Origin of the sequence: Lysinibacillus sp. 2017, assembly GCF_003073375.1 — a bacterium.
GTDB lineage: Bacteria > Bacillota > Bacilli > Bacillales_A > Planococcaceae > Solibacillus.
Window position 1 is genome coordinate 1,113,614 of record NZ_CP029002.1, and the last position, 18,024, is coordinate 1,131,637.

16 protein-coding genes are annotated in these 18,024 nt (G+C 37.9%); 12 read left to right on the top strand and 4 right to left on the bottom strand.

The annotated features are described in order from the left end of the window. Positions 1-143: 143 nt before the first annotated feature. From DCE79_RS04985 to DCE79_RS05000, 4 genes are read right to left on the bottom strand one after another with little or no spacing between them, the layout of a single operon-like run. On the bottom strand, positions 144-1,340 hold the full coding sequence (locus tag DCE79_RS04985; RefSeq protein WP_108712014.1) for an acetyl-CoA C-acyltransferase: 1,197 nt from the start codon (positions 1,338-1,340) through the stop codon (positions 144-146). A 14-nt stretch (positions 1,341-1,354) separates the two neighbouring features. Then, positions 1,355-3,049, bottom strand: a complete 1,695-nt coding sequence (locus tag DCE79_RS04990; protein WP_159083053.1) for a class I adenylate-forming enzyme family protein — start codon at positions 3,047-3,049, stop codon at positions 1,355-1,357. Between the two features lie 22 nt (positions 3,050-3,071). Next, positions 3,072-4,499 carry a carotenoid oxygenase family protein gene (locus tag DCE79_RS04995; protein ID WP_108712016.1) on the bottom strand — a complete coding sequence of 476 codons (1,428 nt, stop codon included), beginning with the start codon at positions 4,497-4,499 and terminating at the stop codon, positions 3,072-3,074. A gap of 15 nt (positions 4,500-4,514) precedes the next feature. Further along, the gene (locus DCE79_RS05000) at positions 4,515-5,477 is read right to left on the bottom strand and encodes an NAD(P)H-dependent flavin oxidoreductase (protein ID WP_108712017.1); all 963 of its coding nucleotides are present in this window, start codon (positions 5,475-5,477) and stop codon (positions 4,515-4,517) included. A gap of 194 nt (positions 5,478-5,671) precedes the next feature. Between DCE79_RS05000 and DCE79_RS05005 the strand changes: the two genes are divergently transcribed. The 12 genes from DCE79_RS05005 (at position 5,672) to DCE79_RS05060 (ending at position 17,993) form a co-directional block, all read left to right on the top strand. Next, on the top strand, positions 5,672-7,006 hold the full coding sequence (locus tag DCE79_RS05005; RefSeq protein ID WP_108712018.1) for a sigma-54 interaction domain-containing protein: 1,335 nt from the start codon (positions 5,672-5,674) through the stop codon (positions 7,004-7,006). Positions 7,007-7,049: 43 nt separating this feature from the next. Next, positions 7,050-7,958, top strand: a complete 909-nt coding sequence (locus tag DCE79_RS05010; protein ID WP_108712019.1) for an alpha/beta hydrolase — start codon at positions 7,050-7,052, stop codon at positions 7,956-7,958. Positions 7,959-7,990: 32 nt separating this feature from the next. Next, complete coding sequence (gene rpoN / locus DCE79_RS05015; protein WP_159083054.1) at positions 7,991-9,280, top strand: RNA polymerase factor sigma-54; 1,290 nt, start codon at positions 7,991-7,993, stop codon at positions 9,278-9,280. Positions 9,281-9,550: 270 nt separating this feature from the next. Next, complete coding sequence (locus tag DCE79_RS05020; protein ID WP_108712021.1) at positions 9,551-10,891, top strand: NfeD family protein; 1,341 nt, start codon at positions 9,551-9,553, stop codon at positions 10,889-10,891. Next, positions 10,888-11,889, top strand: a complete 1,002-nt coding sequence (gene floA / locus DCE79_RS05025) for a flotillin-like protein FloA (protein ID WP_108712022.1) — start codon at positions 10,888-10,890, stop codon at positions 11,887-11,889. The genes DCE79_RS05020 and floA overlap by 4 nt, the downstream gene beginning before the upstream one ends. 23 nt (positions 11,890-11,912) lie before the next feature. Beyond that, complete coding sequence (locus tag DCE79_RS05030) at positions 11,913-12,395, top strand: hypothetical protein (protein ID WP_108712023.1); 483 nt, start codon at positions 11,913-11,915, stop codon at positions 12,393-12,395. Positions 12,396-12,587: 192 nt separating this feature from the next. After that, positions 12,588-12,824 (top strand): RNA methyltransferase, encoded by a 237-nt coding sequence (locus DCE79_RS05035; RefSeq protein WP_108712024.1) that lies wholly within the window; start codon positions 12,588-12,590, stop codon positions 12,822-12,824. Between the two features lie 17 nt (positions 12,825-12,841). Continuing rightward, the gene (locus tag DCE79_RS05040; protein ID WP_234417389.1) at positions 12,842-13,930 is read left to right on the top strand and encodes a sporulation protein YqfD; all 1,089 of its coding nucleotides are present in this window, start codon (positions 12,842-12,844) and stop codon (positions 13,928-13,930) included. A gap of 2 nt (positions 13,931-13,932) precedes the next feature. Beyond that, complete coding sequence (locus DCE79_RS05045; RefSeq protein ID WP_108712026.1) at positions 13,933-14,892, top strand: PhoH family protein; 960 nt, start codon at positions 13,933-13,935, stop codon at positions 14,890-14,892. A gap of 155 nt (positions 14,893-15,047) precedes the next feature. After that, entirely contained in the window at positions 15,048-17,153 is a 2,106-nt protein-coding gene (locus DCE79_RS05050) for an HD family phosphohydrolase (protein ID WP_369916797.1), read from the top strand. A gap of 17 nt (positions 17,154-17,170) precedes the next feature. Next, positions 17,171-17,656 carry an rRNA maturation RNase YbeY gene (gene ybeY / locus DCE79_RS05055; protein WP_108712027.1) on the top strand — a complete coding sequence of 162 codons (486 nt, stop codon included), beginning with the start codon at positions 17,171-17,173 and terminating at the stop codon, positions 17,654-17,656. After that, positions 17,643-17,993 (top strand): diacylglycerol kinase family protein, encoded by a 351-nt coding sequence (locus DCE79_RS05060; protein WP_108712028.1) that lies wholly within the window; start codon positions 17,643-17,645, stop codon positions 17,991-17,993. The genes ybeY and DCE79_RS05060 overlap by 14 nt, the downstream gene beginning before the upstream one ends. Positions 17,994-18,024 lie beyond the last annotated feature (31 nt).

Genomic DNA, 18,024 nt, shown 5'->3' on the forward strand with positions numbered 1-18,024 from the left:
ACCCCCAAACTACTAATGTAGTTTGGGGGTTATTTGCATTTATAAGCCTAAATTTTTGGTAATGATATTTTTCATAAGTTCATTCGTACCCGCATAAATCGAACCTACCGTAATTGAGGGAAGTATTATCGATCAAAGGCAACCTATAATTTTTCTACTATCATGGCTGTACCTACACCGCCACCACCACTTAACGTAACGAGCCCAAATTTTCCATTTCGATGCTGTAGTTCGTCTAATAAGGAGCAAAGCATCATCGCACCAGTTGCACCTAATGCATGCCCAGTTGCTATAACGCCTCCATTGGGATTGAATTTATGATCATCCACATGCCAATCTTGCATCGCTTTGACTGCAGTTGCGGCATATGCTTCATAAAATTCTATGACATCCATGTCTTCAATCGTTAAATTGCATTTTTTTAATAGCTTTTCCGCAGCAGCTTGCCCCCCAAGTAAAAGCATTGGATGCTCTGCAATTGATAATGTTCCAATAATTTTAGCGATGGGCTTTTGCTGCAGTGATTGCTGTGCAGATTCATTGCCAATAACGAGTAACGCTGCACCATCTGCTAGGCTAGGAGAGTTGCCAACATGATGGACATGCGGGAACTCCTTGCCCAAAGTAAATTCTTGTTGGATCGTAGCAAGCTGTTGTGCTGATAAAAAGGGTGCAAAGCTCGGCTCTAGTGACGTAAGTTTGTCTAGAGAAGCATCTTCACGTATGAGTTCATCATGTGAAAGAACGACTTTACCGTCTATGCGGATAGGAATCATAGAGCGATGAAAGCGATTTTCTGTCGTAGCTTTTGCAGCTCGTTGATGAGAACGTACAGAGTAGCTATCTAATTGTTGCCGCTCTAGCTTTGCTAAGTGTGCCATTAAATCAGCCGAGATACCCATGTGGATAAATTTCGTTTCTTCACTGACTTTTGGATTGGCAAACCAAGCACCTTCATCACTAAACATAGGCACTCGAGAAACCGATTCAACACCGCCAGCAACGATAACATCATGATTTACACTATGCACTTTACTCGCAGCTATCGAAATGGCATCCAAGCCTGAAGTACAAAATCGCGTAATTGTCATCCCTGGCACCGAATAGGGGAGACCCGCATACGTAGCAGCTGTTTTTGCAATATTGGCGCCTTGATCTTTTAATTGGGTTACACAGCCTAAAATGACGTCCTCAATAGCAGGAGTTAGGTGACTGTTTCGTTGTTGTAGTGCTGCAAATAATTGTTTGACCATTTCAACGGGTTCAACATCATGTAAGGAACCATTTTTTCTAGTGGAACCCCTTGGTGTACGTACGGCATCATAAATATATGCATCCATTCTGACACGCCTCCTTATACGCCGACTTGTTCATCATAAACTTGATCGATAAGAGCAGATTTGATGACTTTCCCAACGGCGTTACGAGGTAAAGTATCCACAATCATTAGTTTTTCAGGTAATTTGAAAGAGGCGATTTTTTTATCTGTTAATAATTTGATAACTTCCTCTAATGTAACCGTTTGACCTTCTGCCACAACAACACATGCACAGCTGATTTCACCATGTGCTTTATGAGGGTAGGGAATAACGGCAACTTCTACAATGCTCGGATGTGTTTGAATAATTTCCTCTAGTTCTAATGGGGAAATTTTCATACCGGAACGCACGATAATATCTTTTAATCGCCCGACCACGCGATAATAGCGGGCTTCATCATTTTCTACGATGATTTCAAATAAATCACCGGTACTGAAATATCCGTCTACGTCAAATGCTTTTGCATTGATTTCAGGTGCTTGCCAATAGCCAGAAAATACACCAGGACCTTTGATTTTTAGTTCTCCTGGATGATTTGGTTCAGTAATTTCTTCACCTGTATCGACATCTACGAGCTTACTTATGACCATTTTTCCGACACGATTATGCCAAGATAACTCTTTTGGACCAAAGCGCGGTAAATAGATGGCACGAAGCCCCGCATCTGGCACATCTTCAGCATCACTTAAAAATGTTGCGCCTTCATTTGAACCGAAATAATTGATCAAATCAACTCCGTGAATCTCCTTCCATGAATGAATAAGCCAAGGTGTAATTGGGGCAGAACCTGTTCCAATTGCTCTTAGTGCATTAGTATCAATACTTGCTAATATTGCTTCATTTTTTATCATCATTGTTAATAATGATGGAGGGACTAAGGTATAGGTAATACGGTGTGTACCGATTTGTCCTAAAAAAGTAGGGAAATCAAATGGATGATGCAACACAAGTGTGCCACCACTTAATATCCAAGGAACTAAGACTCCACCAATACCTGCCATATTAACAAGAGGGAATGTTAATAAAATTCGGTCTGCTGCAGTTAGCTTGGCAGCATCTACACTTGCGTAGGCACTTACAAACCATTCATTGTGACTTCTTGGAACACCTTTTGGCTTGCCTTCTGTCCCAGATGTCCAACAGATCGTAAAAATATCGTTAGCAGTGACGTTAACTTCAGGTAATGGGTGCGCGGCTTGTGTTTCTAAATCAATATGAATACCACCGTCTAATTCACCATCGAATATGAAAACTGTTTTTAATGAAGGTACTTGCGGTTGTAACTGTGTATACATATTTGCGTATTGGCGCTCATTAATTTGCTGCATGGTAATGACGGCCTTTGCTTGTAGTGATTGTAATAGTTGTAAACATTCAAACTCTCGGAACTGCACTGGAAACGGGCTCGAAATCGCCCCAACTTTTAATACGGCAAAATAACTAATAACTAGTTCTACGATATTGGGAAGCTGGAGTGCTACAATATCGTCTTTACCAATGCCCTGCTCGTGCAATGCAGTTGCCACTTGATCAATTTTGTGTTGAAGTTCCTCATATGTCAGTGAATAAGATGGCGTGTTACAAAGAGAAGCTTTATTGGCAGGATCAATTAATGCTTCTTTGTTTGGTGATTGATTGACTAAAGCTTGTAAGTAATCTTGTGTTGTTTTTGTTCCCCACCAACCGTTATCTGTGTAAACATTGATATTTTCTTGTGTTGTCAAAATCATAAAATCTCTCCCTTCATTTCTGTTATTCTGCGTATAAGCTTTCGCCATTCACCCATGTAGCATGGAATCCCATCGGAATACGCTGTGGAATTTCTAAACGTGCAATTGGTCCAAGGTCGAAGTTTTGGGCATCTAAAATGATTAATTCAGATGTGTCGTGAATTTGATCATATACATAGGTGATTAAATAGCCATCATCCTCTGATGTTGCATTAGGTCTTGGGGAATAGGCGCCCTCTGTGCCGAAGCGTCCTGGACCGAATTCATAGCGAATCGATTTTCCTGTCCATGTGTCGTATTTAGCAACTCCATCAAATTCGAGTGTGCGCCCATTTGTAATGCAAACATTGTAGGAATAACGTGATTTTATGCCTGTGTAATCTAAGTTGATGACAGGAAATTCTGTATTGGCATCACAAAGTTCATATTCTTTTACAGCGCCTGTTTTTAAATTGAAACGCCAGCAGTGAAGCTGTGCATCAAGACGTAAGAACGATAGCATGCGTTCAAGTGGACCATCCTCTTTTGATTGTGTTGGTTCAGGTTCTTTTACACGGCAGCAAACCATGACAATTTCATCTCCCTCCTCCCAAGCATTGACAACGTGGTATATATAACAAGGAGCTGCTTCGAACCATTTAATTTCTTCAGCACTTCCGTAGCGCGGAATAATGCCAAAGCGGCTTGGTAGCTCCCGATAAAACCTTGATTTGTAATAGCCAAGCTTTGCGGCCTCTGGATCGTTAAACAATGGCAAATCCATTAAAATAGAATAATTTTTAGTAATTGCCATGTCATGAGGGAGTCGTGGACCAGGTAGCTCAATTGGCACACAATGTTTAAGTTGTCCATCTGCAGACGCGACTCCGTACATCATGTAAGGATACGTATTGCCGTAATCAAAAAATAAAAATTCACCTGTGTGTTCATCGACTTTTGAATGGGCTGAAACATTACATGTAAGTTGCCCACCAAAGTCCTCAATTCCTATTGTTTCAAGTGTTAATGCATCGACCTTATATGGTTGACCTGCTCGATACCAGAGACTTAATAAATTACCATTGTGGAAGACAACATCCGTATTAGATGAATTTTTTTCTTTTTCGAAAAACGGATTGTTTTTTGGATTTTCAAGTAGACCCGTCCAAATTGCCCGTCCTTCGATTGCCTCGTGTTGAAATGCTTTCGTTTGAACATAGCGATTTCGGTAACTGACTTTACCATCATTAAAATAGACTCCGTGTAACATCCCATCTCCATCAAACCAATGATAACGACCATTCGGATTATGTTTTGGGTTTGGACCGTTTCGGATGTATGCACCATAAATATCATTTGGCACATGTCCTTCAATCACAGTTAATTGTTCGACAAATAATTCATCCTTCGCTGGGCCATATAAATTTTCCTCATAATAAGGATTATTAAATGCAGGTAACTCACGAACCATTGAAACTCCTCCTTTTTATTTGACGGTTGAACTGCTTGAATTAAGTAACTTATTTTTAGCAGTGTCATATTCTTCTTTTAATTTTTCAATAATGCTTGAGACAGGTTGAATATCGGATAATCGACCGACACCATGTCCCGCAGACCAAATATCCTTCCAAGCTTTTGAACCATCTAATGGCTGTTCAAAATTGATTTTATCTTTCTTTTTTAAATTTAGAGGATCATATCCTGCTTTCTCGATGCTTTGACGCAGCATATTCGCAGGAACTCCTGAAAATGAATCCGTTAAAATAATGTCTGCACTCGTAGCTTCGGTAAGCATTTCTTTGTAGGCAGTTGGTGCAAGACTTTCCTCTGCCAAAATGAATTTTGTCCCCATATAAGCAAAATCAACGCCTAATGCTTCACACGCTAAAATACTAGAACCCGTTGACATACCACCTGCTAAGCATAGAAAGCCATCCCAAAATGTTCGAACTTCCTCGACAAAGGCAAAGCTATTTAACAAACCTGTATGCCCACCAGCTCCTGCACAGACGAGTACTAATCCATCTACGCCACTTGATGCAGCTTTTTTTGCATAATCAATTGAATTGACATCAGCGAATACGAGACCACCATAGCTATGCACCGCTTCAATGACTCTTGCAGGATTTCCAAGTGCGGTTACGACAATCGGTGGTTTATACCGTTTTACAAGTTCTAGTTCCTGATCCATTCGTTCATAAGATCTATGGACGACAATATTGGCTGCCCAAATTGCGCTATTAGAATCTTGTGATAAGGAAGAAGTAATTTCCTCCAGCCAATTTTCCAATAATTCTATTGTTCTAGCATTTTGAAACGGAAAAGAACCTACAATTCCCTGTTTGCAGCAGTTAATAACAAGTTGGGGCCCAGAAACTAAAAACATCGGTGCCGCAATAATGGGTAAAGTGAGCGATTTAGTTATTGTTGATGGTAATGGTCTTCTCATTTTAAATTCTCCTTTCACTTCTTATAAATAGTCTCGCAAGAAGCGTGCCAACCTATGAAATATAGGAGTAAAAATCAAATAATAGGATAAATAAACATTGAATGTTATAATTTTCTGAAAAAAGGAAACGTATATTAAATTAAAGTGATGAAAAAAAGAATCGGTGATGAAAATATTCATCAAGGAGGTTGACTATGCTTAATGAACAATTAGCGGCACGCTTTAGTTATGATGGTCTATGCGTTATAGATAAGGATGGAACGGGACTTTATATGAATAAAGCAGCAGCAACCATTTGTAACTATTCACTAGAAGAATTTGTTGGGCATAATATTAATCAAGCGTTGAAAAAGGGAGAAATTAGTGATTCAGTAGGTCTGTTAGTTGCTAAAAGAGGAAAAGTCATTACACGTATTATTAATATTCGAGGCGTTGATGTGCTTGTAACAGGTACACCGATTTTTGATGATGAAGGAATACTATCAAAAATTATATTAAATGTACGTGATATTTATGAATTAAATAACTTAAAGATGGATCAGCTTTTATCGATTGCTTTAAAAAATAGACAGAGTGTTCAAGATGAATTTCCGTCAGATTCCTTACCTGATTTAGAAAATATAGTGGCAAAAAGTAAAGCATTTCGAAATGTTATTAAATTAATTCTTCGGATAACAAAGGTAGATTCTACGGTTTACTTGCGCGGGGAGTCAGGTGTAGGGAAGGAAGTTATTGTGAACTTACTCCATCAATATAGTCCGCGTGCCAATAACCCACTTATTAAAGTCAATTGTTCAGCAATTCCAGGACCACTTTTAGAGGCGGAATTATTTGGCTATGAAAAAGGGGCTTTTACAGGTGCTGACCAACGCGGCAAGCCTGGGTTATTTGAGCAGGCAAATGGCGGCACAATTTTGCTAGATGAAATAGGGGACATGCCCATTGATTTACAAGCAAAAATTTTACGAGTGCTTCAGGAACATGAAGTCATGCGAATTGGGGGACGTAAAACAATCCCATTGAATATTCGAGTCGTTTCTGCGACTAATAAGGATTTGAATGAGCTTGTCAAAGAAGGGAAGTTTCGACTGGATTTGTATTACCGATTAAACATTGTACCCATTGAGATTCCCCCGCTACGAGAGCGGAAAGAGGACATTGCGCCGCTTGCCTATTATTTTTTACAAAAAAAGAACAGTAAATATAAGATGAATGTCAAATTTGCCCCGGGAATTATTCATTTGTTTTCAGATTACGATTGGCCAGGAAATGTTCGCGAAATGGAAAATATGATCGAACGATTAGTCGTTATGTCAGAGGAAGATGAAATTTCATGGAGTGACTTACCTTTTATTCATCAGCGGCCAGATACGCTGTCACAAAAGCCGTTAAAGAATTTAATGCTTGAAATAGAAAACAAAATAATCGTTGAAAAGCTTCAACAATATAGGACAACAAGAAAAGCCGCGAATGCTTTAGGGATTAGTCAGTCTACACTTGTTAAGAAATTACAACGCTTTGAACAATAGTTGGCATCAAACTTGCTAGCTATATTGCAAGGAGGGATGTCAAATGAAAAGAGAAAGTGTGACATTCAACAGTGAAGGGAAATTCTGTGCGGCTTGGCTCTATGTACCTGATAATTTAAATCAGCCAGCTCCAGCAATCGTCATGGCGCACGGGTTTAGTTTAGTTAAGGAAGCTTATTTAGATCGTTATGCGGACATGTTTTGTAAAAATGGGTTTGTTGTACTTGTGTTTGATTATCGGAATTTCGGTGAAAGTGAAAGCGATAAGCCCCAGCATTTAGAGCCATATGAGCAAATTAAAGATTATCGTAATGCCATCACTTGGGTCAGTGCATTACCTGAAGTGAATGCAGAGCAAATCGGAATTTGGGGTACTTCTTATAGTGGTGGTCATGTACTACATATTGCTGCTGTAGATAAGCGAGTAAAAGCAGTAGTAGCTCAAGTGCCGACCATTAATGGACGAAAAGGTGCAGCGCGAAAAATGGGAACCGAACAACTAGCTAATTTTGTCCATCAATTAGAAAGTTATCGCGCGTCCCGATATTTTACAGGTGAACAGCAAATGATGCCTGTTGTTTCGCTAGATGAACCTTCTGCACAGCCACATCCGGATGCTTTTGAGTGGTTTATGAGGGCATCTAAGATAGCGCCCAATTGGAAAAATGAAATTACGTTTGAGTCGATGGAGCATTATTTAGAGTATAATCCTGCTAGCTTTGTCGAGTTTATCTCACCGACGCCCTTATTAATGATTGCTGCTATGGAGGACGGAATTACACCACCGGATTTAATCATTGAAGCTTACGAAGACTGGGCAAACGAGCCGAAAAAATTATTGCAGCTACCAGGTGGACATTTTGATGTATATGACGGCTTTACATTTGATCAGGCAAGTGAAGGAGCGCTGCAATGGTTTTTGCAACATTTAGTAGTGCATATTGCGAAATAGCTTAAAAAACGAAAATGAAACGGGGGATGCTTATGCAAATGGACATCCAAATTTCACCTCAAATAAAGCAAATCATGACAATGGATACGATCTTTCATTTAGAGATACTCCAATTAACAAATGACGAGTTGGCAACAATGATTGCCGACAAAGCGTTAGAAAACCCTTTATTGCTAGTAGAGGATCATTTTAATAGATTTTCAGTAGATTATTCCAATCTAAAAAGATATGACAATCGAATTGAACCTTTCAAAGTAAAGCAAGAAAGCGTTGTAGAGTATTTATGGGAGTTAATGCCTTTACAAATCGAACTACCAAATATTCAAGAACGAGTACTTCGTTTTTTAATGGAACATCTTGATGAACATTTATTTTTACAGGTGGAAATAAGTGAAGTATGTAAAAAATTTTCGATTTCCGAGGAAGAAATAATAGAATGTATTGAATTGCTTCAAAGCTTTGGTCCGTTTGGTATTGCATCAAAAAATAGTAAACACTTTTTGGAATTGCAAGTGAATTTAGATGAACAGGCACCCCCGTTTGCCTTATTATTTATTCAACAAGAGTTAACGGCTATTGCAAATCTTCAAATGTCTTACCTTATGAAGAAATATAAAATGACCAAAAAAGAAGTATTAACAACGATTGCTTATATAAAGGGATTGCAGCCATTTCCAAAAATGCCAACATTAAATGAACCTTCTATGTTCATCATTCCGGATTTACAGATTTCTTTGGTCGCAGGACAATGGATAATTGAAATAAACAACCAGCTGCTGCCTAAAGTATCAATAAATGAAGGTTATATTGCATTATTAAAAGAGGAATCTCTTATAAAAGATTATGTTGAACAACAGTTAAAGCAGGCACAGTTATTGGTAGATGGCATCGAAGAGCGAAAAAAGACAATTTATCGAATCATGAATTGGTTAATTCAAAAACAACGCTACTTTTTAGAAAAGGGTCAAAGTGGACTAATACCTCTACGATTAGCAGATGCAGCAAGGGAATTAAATTTACATGAATCAACGATTAGTCGCGCCATACGTAATAAATATGTAAGAACGCCGTTTGGGATGCTTATGTTAAAAGAATTTTTCCCGAAAGGCATTACTTATACAGAAAATCCGAACTTGACGAGTGATAGGATAAAGCAACGTATACAACAGTTAATAGCAGGAGAGTGTTCATCAAAGCCGCTATCTGACCAACAACTTGTCGAATTTTTGAAAAAGGAGCAAATCCTAATTTCGAGGAGGACTGTTGCGAAATATCGCGAAAGCTTAACGATTCCAAATTCAACAAAAAGAGCATATGCATGAATAAGAGTAGCCTGTTTAGTAGAATCTAATTATTATACAGGCTAGTTTTTTGTTTTTTACTGAGTATAACGATGCGTAAAAATAGGATTATTATGTAATTTATAGAAAATTATTAAAATTGTAGTGAAGTTAGCGTATAATAGTTCAATGAAGCGTCATATTTTATAAAAGGCTTCTAAATAAAAGTTTATCTAATTTTTTTGAAACCTTTTATTAAGTTGTCCCGTATACTTACTATACATAGAAATAGGCAAAAGAGAGGTGAGATAAATGAAACGAACGAAGGGCTTTAGTTGGCTATTTTTGATGGTCATGTCGATTTTTTTAATTTTCCCTTCATTTACGGCGTTTGCGAGTGGAAAAGTGTATGAAATTACGATTGATAATGAAATTGAAATGGGTTTACACCAATATTTGAAGCGCGGCTTTGAAGAAGCAAAAGAAAATAATGCCCAAGCAATCGTATTAAATATGCATACACCAGGTGGAGCAATAAATGCGGCTGTAGATATCGGAAAATTAATTGATGAGACGAACATCCCTGTTGTTGCTTTTATTAATACAAATGCGATTTCAGCAGGTGCCTACATTGCGTTACATGCTGACCAAATTTATATGATGCCAAGCGCTACAATGGGTTCTGCAGCACCTATTAAGACTTCTGGAGATACGGCGGGAGACAAAGTTGAAAGTTATTGGTTAGCAGAAATGACCGCTGCGGCAACGAATTCTGGTGGAGGAAGAGATCCAATCTATGCCCAAGCAATGGTCGTCAAAACGGATAATCTACCTAAACTAAGTACACCTCCAGGGCAATTACTAACGTTGACAGCCGACGATGCATTAAAGGTTGGATATTCTGAAGGAACCGTAAGTTCAATGGAGGAACTTTTAAAAGTTTTAAAGTTTGAAGATGCTGAAGTTTTGACAGTTGAACAAACATTTTCTGAAAAGTTAGCCCGTTTCATTACGAATCCAATTGTTGTGCCAATTTTATTGTCGATTGCAAGTATAGGGTTAGTTGTCGAATTATATTCCCCAGGCTTTGGTATATCAGGTACAATGGGATTAGCATCACTCGGATTGTTCTTCTTTGGACATCTTGTTGCAGGGTTTGCTGGTTATGAAACATTTATTATATTTGTCATAGGGCTTATATTAGTCGTCGCTGAGTTTTTCGTGCCAGGTGGAATTGTTGGTATTTTAGGCGGCATACTTATCCTCGGAAGTATACTATTTGCAGGGCAGAGCTTTGTTCATATGGCCTACTCAATATTAATCGCAATGATAATTGCAGGTATAGGAATGGTGATACTTATGAAATTCTTCGGTAAAAAGCTACATATGTTCAATCGACTCGTGCTGAAAGATGCTACGACGACAGAGGAAGGCTATGTATCAAACGCAAACCGAATTGATTTAATTGGCAAGCAGGGGATATCTCTTACACCGTTACGTCCGGCAGGTACAGTTGTCGTTGATAATGAACGTATTGATGTTGTGACAGAAGGTGGCTATGTCGATGCTGGTAAAACAGTTGAAGTAATTAAAGTAGAAGGCTCTCGCATTGTCGTGAGAGAATTAAAAGAAAAAGGTGGAGAACAAGTATGATTATTGATGCAACAGCAATAACGCTAATTATTGCGATTGTCGTGATTTTCTTAATATTAGCTGTATTTTTCACATTCGTTCCAGTTGCACTATGGATTAGTGCGTTAGCAGCGGGTGTACGTGTAAGTATTTTCACATTAATTGGGATGCGCTTACGTCGCGTAATTCCTTCACGTATCGTAAATCCATTAATTAAAGCACATAAAGCAGGTATCGAGGTAACAATTAACCAATTAGAATCACATTATTTAGCTGGTGGTAATGTTGACCGTGTTGTTAATGCATTAATCGCAGCGCATCGTGCAAATATCGAATTAACTTTTGAACGTGCAGCAGCAATTGACTTAGCTGGACGTGATGTATTAGAAGCAGTACAAATGTCAGTAAATCCAAAAGTAATTGAAACGCCATTTATTGCTGGTGTGGCGATGAACGGAATCGAAGTAAAAGCAAAAGCGCGTATTACTGTACGTGCAAATCTAGACCGCTTAGTAGGTGGTGCTGGTGAAGAAACGATCGTTGCCCGTGTAGGTGAAGGTATCGTATCGACTTTAGGCTCGAGCGCTTCGCATTCTAAAGTATTAGAAAACCCAGATTTAATCTCTCAAACAGTACTTTCAAAAGGTTTAGACTCTGGTACGGCATTCGAAATTCTATCGATTGATATTGCAGACGTTGATATCGGTAAAAACATCGGTGCTGAATTACAAATCGAGCAAGCACAAGCAGATAAAAACATCGCGCAAGCTAAAGCCGAAGAGCGCCGTGCAATGGCCGTTGCTAACGAGCAAGAGATGATCGCGAAAGTTCAAGAAATGAAAGCAAAAGTAGTAGAAGCAGAAGCAGAAGTACCGATGGCGATAGCAGAAGCATTACGTTCTGGTAACTTCGGTATTATGGATTATATGAATTATAAAAACATCCAAGCTGATACATCAATGCGTGAATCAATTTCTAAAGTATCAAACAATGATAGTCAAGATCCAAAAAATAAATAATCGAGGAAGGAAGTGAGCACTAAATGGAAGCGTTAATTATTGCAGTCGTTATTGGTATCATTACTTCTTTATTTAATAAAGGAAAAAAAGAAGAAAACAAAAAGCCAACAAAGCAAATGCCGCCATTTAGCAGTCAGCCAGCTCCTCGACAAAAACAGGAAGTTCGCCCTGCACGGTCGCAAAATCGTCCGAAAACATTAGAAGATTTTGCAAGTGAAGTATTTGGTCAGCTAAACGAAAAATCGAAGCCAGAAGTTAAAACGATTGAAACACCTGCTCCGATAAAGGTAGATCTACCGAAACGTGAAGTGAGTCGAGAAAGTATCGGAAATAAGCCAATGCTCGAAAGGACTCCAAGTACACGCCAATTAACCGAGCGACCTATTGTTCAAATGATTAAGAAACAAGAAGAACAATCATTACATGTGGTGCCAGCTACTCAACGTGAGCTTATGCAGGCGATTGTCATGTCAGAAATTTTAGGTCCACCAAAATCAAAACGCTAATGAAACTACCTATTTTCATGTATATCATGGAGATGGGTAGTTTTTTGCCTAAAATCGTCAAATAAGGGTAAAGCATAAAGGAAAGAATAAGAGTTTATCCGGCTCTTTAAGACAACTCACAACATGGGAAATTCTAATTAAGTAATGCTCACTTAGCTTACTGCATATAGTATCGCTAAGGGGGTTACTTTTTTGAAAAAATTATTTCCTACACAGTCTACTTTGCAAATTTCACCATTCGAAAAAATACATTATAACGGAAATTACGAACTCGAAAAGGTTGCAGATGACTATTTTGAATGTGATGTTCAAAAATTTCGATTACAATTGGCCGCAAAAACGATAAAGGTTCAATATTTGTATGAAGAAGGGTTTTTAATACACTTTGATACATTACATAAACTAAGCATTGAGCGAAATGAAAAATGAAAACAATGAACAAAAAAATGATCTTAATTTCTTTGAAAAAAAGTGAACAGGCCTCTGAATTTATTCGTTGTTTAAGAAAAAACCAGGTACCTCTATATAAAATCCGATTTCAACCACAACAAATCCAATTTCATATTGCGTATTCGCACTTAAAAGTTGTTCGACAAATTCGTAGGAAATATCAAGTGAAGCTAACGGTAGATTATGTTGAGCCAAATCGTGTACTCCAAAAAGATAGTCGTACACTAATCGGTTTGATTTGTTTGTTTGTATTACCTTTTATTTTTTCACAATATCTTTGGAAGTTGGAAGTACAAGCCGACACAATTGAACTTTCTGATGACGTTATGCACTATTTAAATTATGACTTAGCCATTGAATTTCCTATGTATCGAAAAAATTTTTTAACAGATAATACATTACGACAGCAAATAATGGAGCACTATCGTCAATTTTCATGGGTACATATCATGAAGCAAGGTAGTCATATAGTTATTTCACCTCAGCTTGCTCCGAAAGTGAATACAGAGACTAAGTTAAATGACCAGCAACATTTAATTGCTTCAAATAGTGGCGTTGTAACGCATTTTGATATTAGCAAAGGAATTCGTCAAGTAGAACCGAATACAACTGTCTATAAGGGCGATACACTCGTTTCAGGTATCTTAAGTCGCGGTGATGAACATTACATTGTTGGGGCACAGGGAGAAGTGTATGCAGATTATTGGTTGGAAACGTCATTTTCAATCCCCAAAGGAATAGAAATGAGTGTACTTGTGGACAGTGGTTGGAAATACGAATGGGATATTCAACAAATCAACAAAGTATTTGAAAAAAAATCCATTAAGCCATTAAAATCAATTGTGAAATTAACACCATATCACTTATTTGAAACAAAAAAAGAGCAAATTGACGAGAAACAATTCGATACATTGATATTGCCACTCTTACATGAAAAAATGCTGCGATCACTTCCTTTAAAATCAACCATTAAATCAGAAAAACTTTTGCACGTCTATGCTGATGATGATACAGTAAAAGGGAAAGTCCTATTTTTGGTAAATGAAAATATTGCACAACCACAACCTATTCATCAAGGAGAATGAGTATGACTGAAAAATTTGTTGAGCTTCAAATCGATAATCCGAATGAAGCAGTAATGCTTTTAGGAATGTCAGATGCCAATATAACATTAATTGAAGAAACATACGGTGTTCAAATTATTACGCGTGGAGAAGTTATTCAAATTGCAGGAGACGATCTTGCCAAAAAGAATGAAGCATATTCAGTTTTAGAGGCGCTTTTAAAAGTAATTCGAAAAAATATTAATATTGACGCACGTGATGTGTCGACGGCCATTGAAATGGCCAACAAAGGAACAATTGAGTACTATGCAGAGTTATATGATGAGGAAATTGCGCGTAGTTCAAAAGGAAAGCCAATTCGTGCAAAAACAATTGGACAACGTGAATATATTCGTGCAATTCGTCATAAAGATTTGATTTTCGGTATCGGTCCAGCGGGCACAGGTAAAACTTATTTAGCTGTCGTCATGGCAACACAGGCGTTAAAAAATGGTCATGTAAAGCGTATTATTTTAACACGTCCAGCAGTTGAAGCAGGAGAGTCTTTAGGCTTTTTACCAGGTGATTTGAAAGAGAAGGTTGATCCATATTTACGTCCATTATATGACGCTTTACACGATATTTATGGTCAAGAACAAACGCAGCGTTTAATTGAACGCGGTACGATTGAAATTGCACCACTTGCGTACATGCGTGGGCGTACATTAGATGATGCTTTTGTTATATTAGATGAAGCACAGAATACAACGCATCAACAAATGAAAATGTTCTTAACACGATTAGGATTCGGTTCGAAAATGGTCATTACAGGTGATAAAACACAAGTAGATTTACCAAAAAACACAGAGTCGGGTTTGGTTGTAGCAGAACGCACATTAAAATATGTAAAAGATATTCACTTCCAAATATTAGAACAGGGCGATGTAGTCCGCCATCCATTAGTAGCTAGAGTAATACAGGCGTATACAGAACAAGAGCTTTAATACGAATAGAAGGCTTTCAATTCTTTTCTAGAGTTGAAAGTTTTTTTTGTCTAAACTGCCCCAATTTAGACAATTATAAAAAACATATACGCTTTTCATAAACAGAAGTCACTAAATTTGGTAGAATAATAATATAGAGAGATGGGGGTGCGCAAGTGATTAAAAAAATGAAAAAGCATATTCATTTCATTAATTTTCGTATTTTGCTAGTCATTGTTCTTGTACTAACGGCATTATTACAGTTTTTCTTAATGCTTGATAATGTTCGAGGTGATACATATGACATTCAATTGACTGAACTTGCACCAGAGACAATCCGTTCCGTTAAAACAGTTGAAGATAATGAGAAAACAGAATTTGATAAAGATCATGCAGAGGAATCTGTTGACTCGGTTTATGTGTTTAAAGAAGAAATAGCAAGCCATCGTGCAGCATTCGTGACTACGATCTTTGATATTGTATTAGAAGCAAAGAAAGACATTGCAAAATCTGAGGATCTATCATCTGAGGAGCAAGTTGCGCTATTACGTGAAGATTTAAAGGATATTTTAGAAAATCAACAAAGCCTTACATTGTCTGATGCACAGTTAATGATGTTGCTTAATGCATCTATGCAAAATATTGAATCGACACGAGATACGCTAGCCAATTTGGTGGAAATGAATTTAAATCGCCAATTGCGTAAAGAAAATTTAATTACATATCGCAATGATATTGAAAGTAAAATACGTCAACAATCTGCTATTCAGGATAGTTTAATGAATGTGACAGTTGCTATTGGACGTGCAGCGATTGTAGAAACTGAAGTATTAGACGAAGAAAAAACGGTGATTGCCAAGCAGCAAGCTCGCGCTGCGGTTGAACCAACGCGTATCTTACAAGGCCAAATAATTGTTCAAGAAGGGGAAGTTATTACCCGGGAAATTTATCGCCAATTAGAATTACTAGGTATGCTAGATAATAAAACATCGATAAAACCAATTTTGGGATTAACCATTTTAGTCGGGTTACAAATGGCATTTTTATTTATTTTATTTGACCGCTCTAAAAAAGAACTTTCGAAAAAACGCAACGAATTGTTTGTGACCGTCATTGTTTATGCAATTGCGTTAATCACGATGAAATTAATTGCTTTAATCGCATTGAACTTTGATGTTATGCTAGCATTCGTCTATCCTTCTGCGATGGCTACTATGCTTGTACGAGTTTTAGCGAATGAACGTGCTGCTGGAATTGTGACGATATTAACTGCAGCATCTGCTGGAGTTATCTTTCATGAGGGCTATGCAGCAGTCTTACAAATGGACGCAGCACTATATATTTTATTTGGTGGTTTTGCATCGATTATTTTCATGCGAAACTTGGAAAAACGATCGGATTATTTACAAGCAGTGGCGGTTGTTACAGTAGTAAACTTAGCGTTTATTGCCTTTTACTTATTAATGGCGCAATCAGGTTATGGGTTTAAAGAGATTGCCTTTTATGTGGCAGCAGCGATTATTTCAGGTTTATTGTCAGGTGCTTTAACAATGGGATTACTGCCGTACTTTGAATCAGCATTTGGTTTATTATCGGTAATGCGCCTCATAGAACTGTCTAATCCGAACCATCCACTCTTGAAAAAGATTTTGACGGAAACACCAGGAACGTATCATCATAGTATTATGGTTGCAAATTTGGCAGAGGCCGCTTGTGAGGCAATTGATGCAGATGGCTTGCTTGCACGGGTGGGTTGCTATTATCATGATTTAGGGAAAACACGCAGACCGCTGTTTTTCATCGAAAATCAAATGGGCGCGAATCCACATGATTCATTGGCTCCTGAAAGCAGTGCAGATATTATTATTGCACATACAACAGATGGTGCTGAGCTTTTACGCAAACATAAAATGCCACAAGAAATTATTGATATTTGCTTACAGCATCACGGTACAAGCCTGTTAAAATTCTTCTTGTTTAAGGCAAAGGAAGAAGGGAAACAATTAGATGAAAGTGTTTTCCGTTATCCAGGACCAAAACCTCAAACAAAAGAAGCTGCTATTATAAGCATAGCGGATAGTGTAGAAGCTGCAGTTCGATCGATGAAAGAGCCAAGCACAGAAAAGATTCAAAAGCTTGTCCAATCCATTATTCAGGACCGCGTTCAAGATGACCAATTTGATGAATGTGATATTTCATTAAAAGAATTAAAAATTATTGAAGATGTATTATGTGAAACTTTGAATGGGACGTTCCACTCGCGTATTGAATATCCAAAGTAACACTAGGAGGAAACCACATGTTAGAAATCGACTTTTTAGATGAAACAAATGAAGTACAAGAATCACATATGGACTTAGTAGGAAAATTATTACAGCATGCCGCTCAGCACGAAGGAATTGAAGATGGCACAGAAGTTTCGATTACATTTGTAACGAACGAAGCCATTCATGAAATTAATCGTGAATACCGTGATAAAGACCAACCAACTGACGTTATTTCATTCGCATTAGAAGAAATGGGTGAAGGGGAAGTACAAATTATTGGTGAAGGCATGCCGCGTATCCTTGGAGATATTATTATTTCAACAGACCGCACACGTGAGCAGGCTGAAGAATTTGGTCACTCATTTGAACGTGAGTTAGGTTTCTTAGCTGTACATGGTTTTTTACATCTACTAGGCTATGACCATATGGTACCTGAAGACGAAAAAGTAATGTTTGGCAAACAAGATGAAATTTTAGAATCTTACGGCTTAGGTCGCGATACAAATGAACGCGCGTAAATTTTTTCGCTCGTTCGACTATGCGTTACAAGGTATTGTGACAGCGACAAAAGAACAAAATTTACGTTTTCATATACTTAGTGCCATCATCGTTATAATTGCAGGTGCTGTGACCCGGTTATCAATAACGGAGTGGTTAATCATTATTTTTGTGATGGCACTTGTTATTGGGGCGGAGTTGATAAACAGTGCGATAGAACGTGTTGTAGACTTAGCTTCGCCAGAAATCCACCCACTTGCAAAAGAGGCAAAGGACATCGCAGCAGGTGCTGTACTTGTATTTGCAATGGCAAGTGTTATAATCGGTCTACTCATATTTTTACCAAAATGGTTTTAAAATGAAACTTCAAACAGTGATGTGTTTACAT

Coding starts and splice junctions, on each gene's coding strand:
- DCE79_RS04985 (WP_108712014.1), bottom strand. CDS start 1,340: ATGGATGCATATATTTATGATGCCGTACGTACACCAAGGGGTTCCACT.
- DCE79_RS04990 (WP_159083053.1), bottom strand. CDS start 3,049: ATGATTTTGACAACACAAGAAAATATCAATGTTTACACAGATAACGGT.
- DCE79_RS04995 (WP_108712016.1), bottom strand. CDS start 4,499: ATGGTTCGTGAGTTACCTGCATTTAATAATCCTTATTATGAGGAAAAT.
- DCE79_RS05000 (WP_108712017.1), bottom strand. CDS start 5,477: ATGAGAAGACCATTACCATCAACAATAACTAAATCGCTCACTTTACCC.
- DCE79_RS05005 (WP_108712018.1), top strand. CDS start 5,672: ATGCTTAATGAACAATTAGCGGCACGCTTTAGTTATGATGGTCTATGC.
- DCE79_RS05010 (WP_108712019.1), top strand. CDS start 7,050: ATGAAAAGAGAAAGTGTGACATTCAACAGTGAAGGGAAATTCTGTGCG.
- rpoN (WP_159083054.1), top strand. CDS start 7,991: ATGCAAATGGACATCCAAATTTCACCTCAAATAAAGCAAATCATGACA.
- DCE79_RS05020 (WP_108712021.1), top strand. CDS start 9,551: ATGAAACGAACGAAGGGCTTTAGTTGGCTATTTTTGATGGTCATGTCG.
- floA (WP_108712022.1), top strand. CDS start 10,888: ATGATTATTGATGCAACAGCAATAACGCTAATTATTGCGATTGTCGTG.
- DCE79_RS05030 (WP_108712023.1), top strand. CDS start 11,913: ATGGAAGCGTTAATTATTGCAGTCGTTATTGGTATCATTACTTCTTTA.
- DCE79_RS05040 (WP_234417389.1), top strand. CDS start 12,842: ATGATCTTAATTTCTTTGAAAAAAAGTGAACAGGCCTCTGAATTTATT.
- DCE79_RS05045 (WP_108712026.1), top strand. CDS start 13,933: ATGACTGAAAAATTTGTTGAGCTTCAAATCGATAATCCGAATGAAGCA.
- ybeY (WP_108712027.1), top strand. CDS start 17,171: ATGTTAGAAATCGACTTTTTAGATGAAACAAATGAAGTACAAGAATCA.
- DCE79_RS05060 (WP_108712028.1), top strand. CDS start 17,643: ATGAACGCGCGTAAATTTTTTCGCTCGTTCGACTATGCGTTACAAGGT.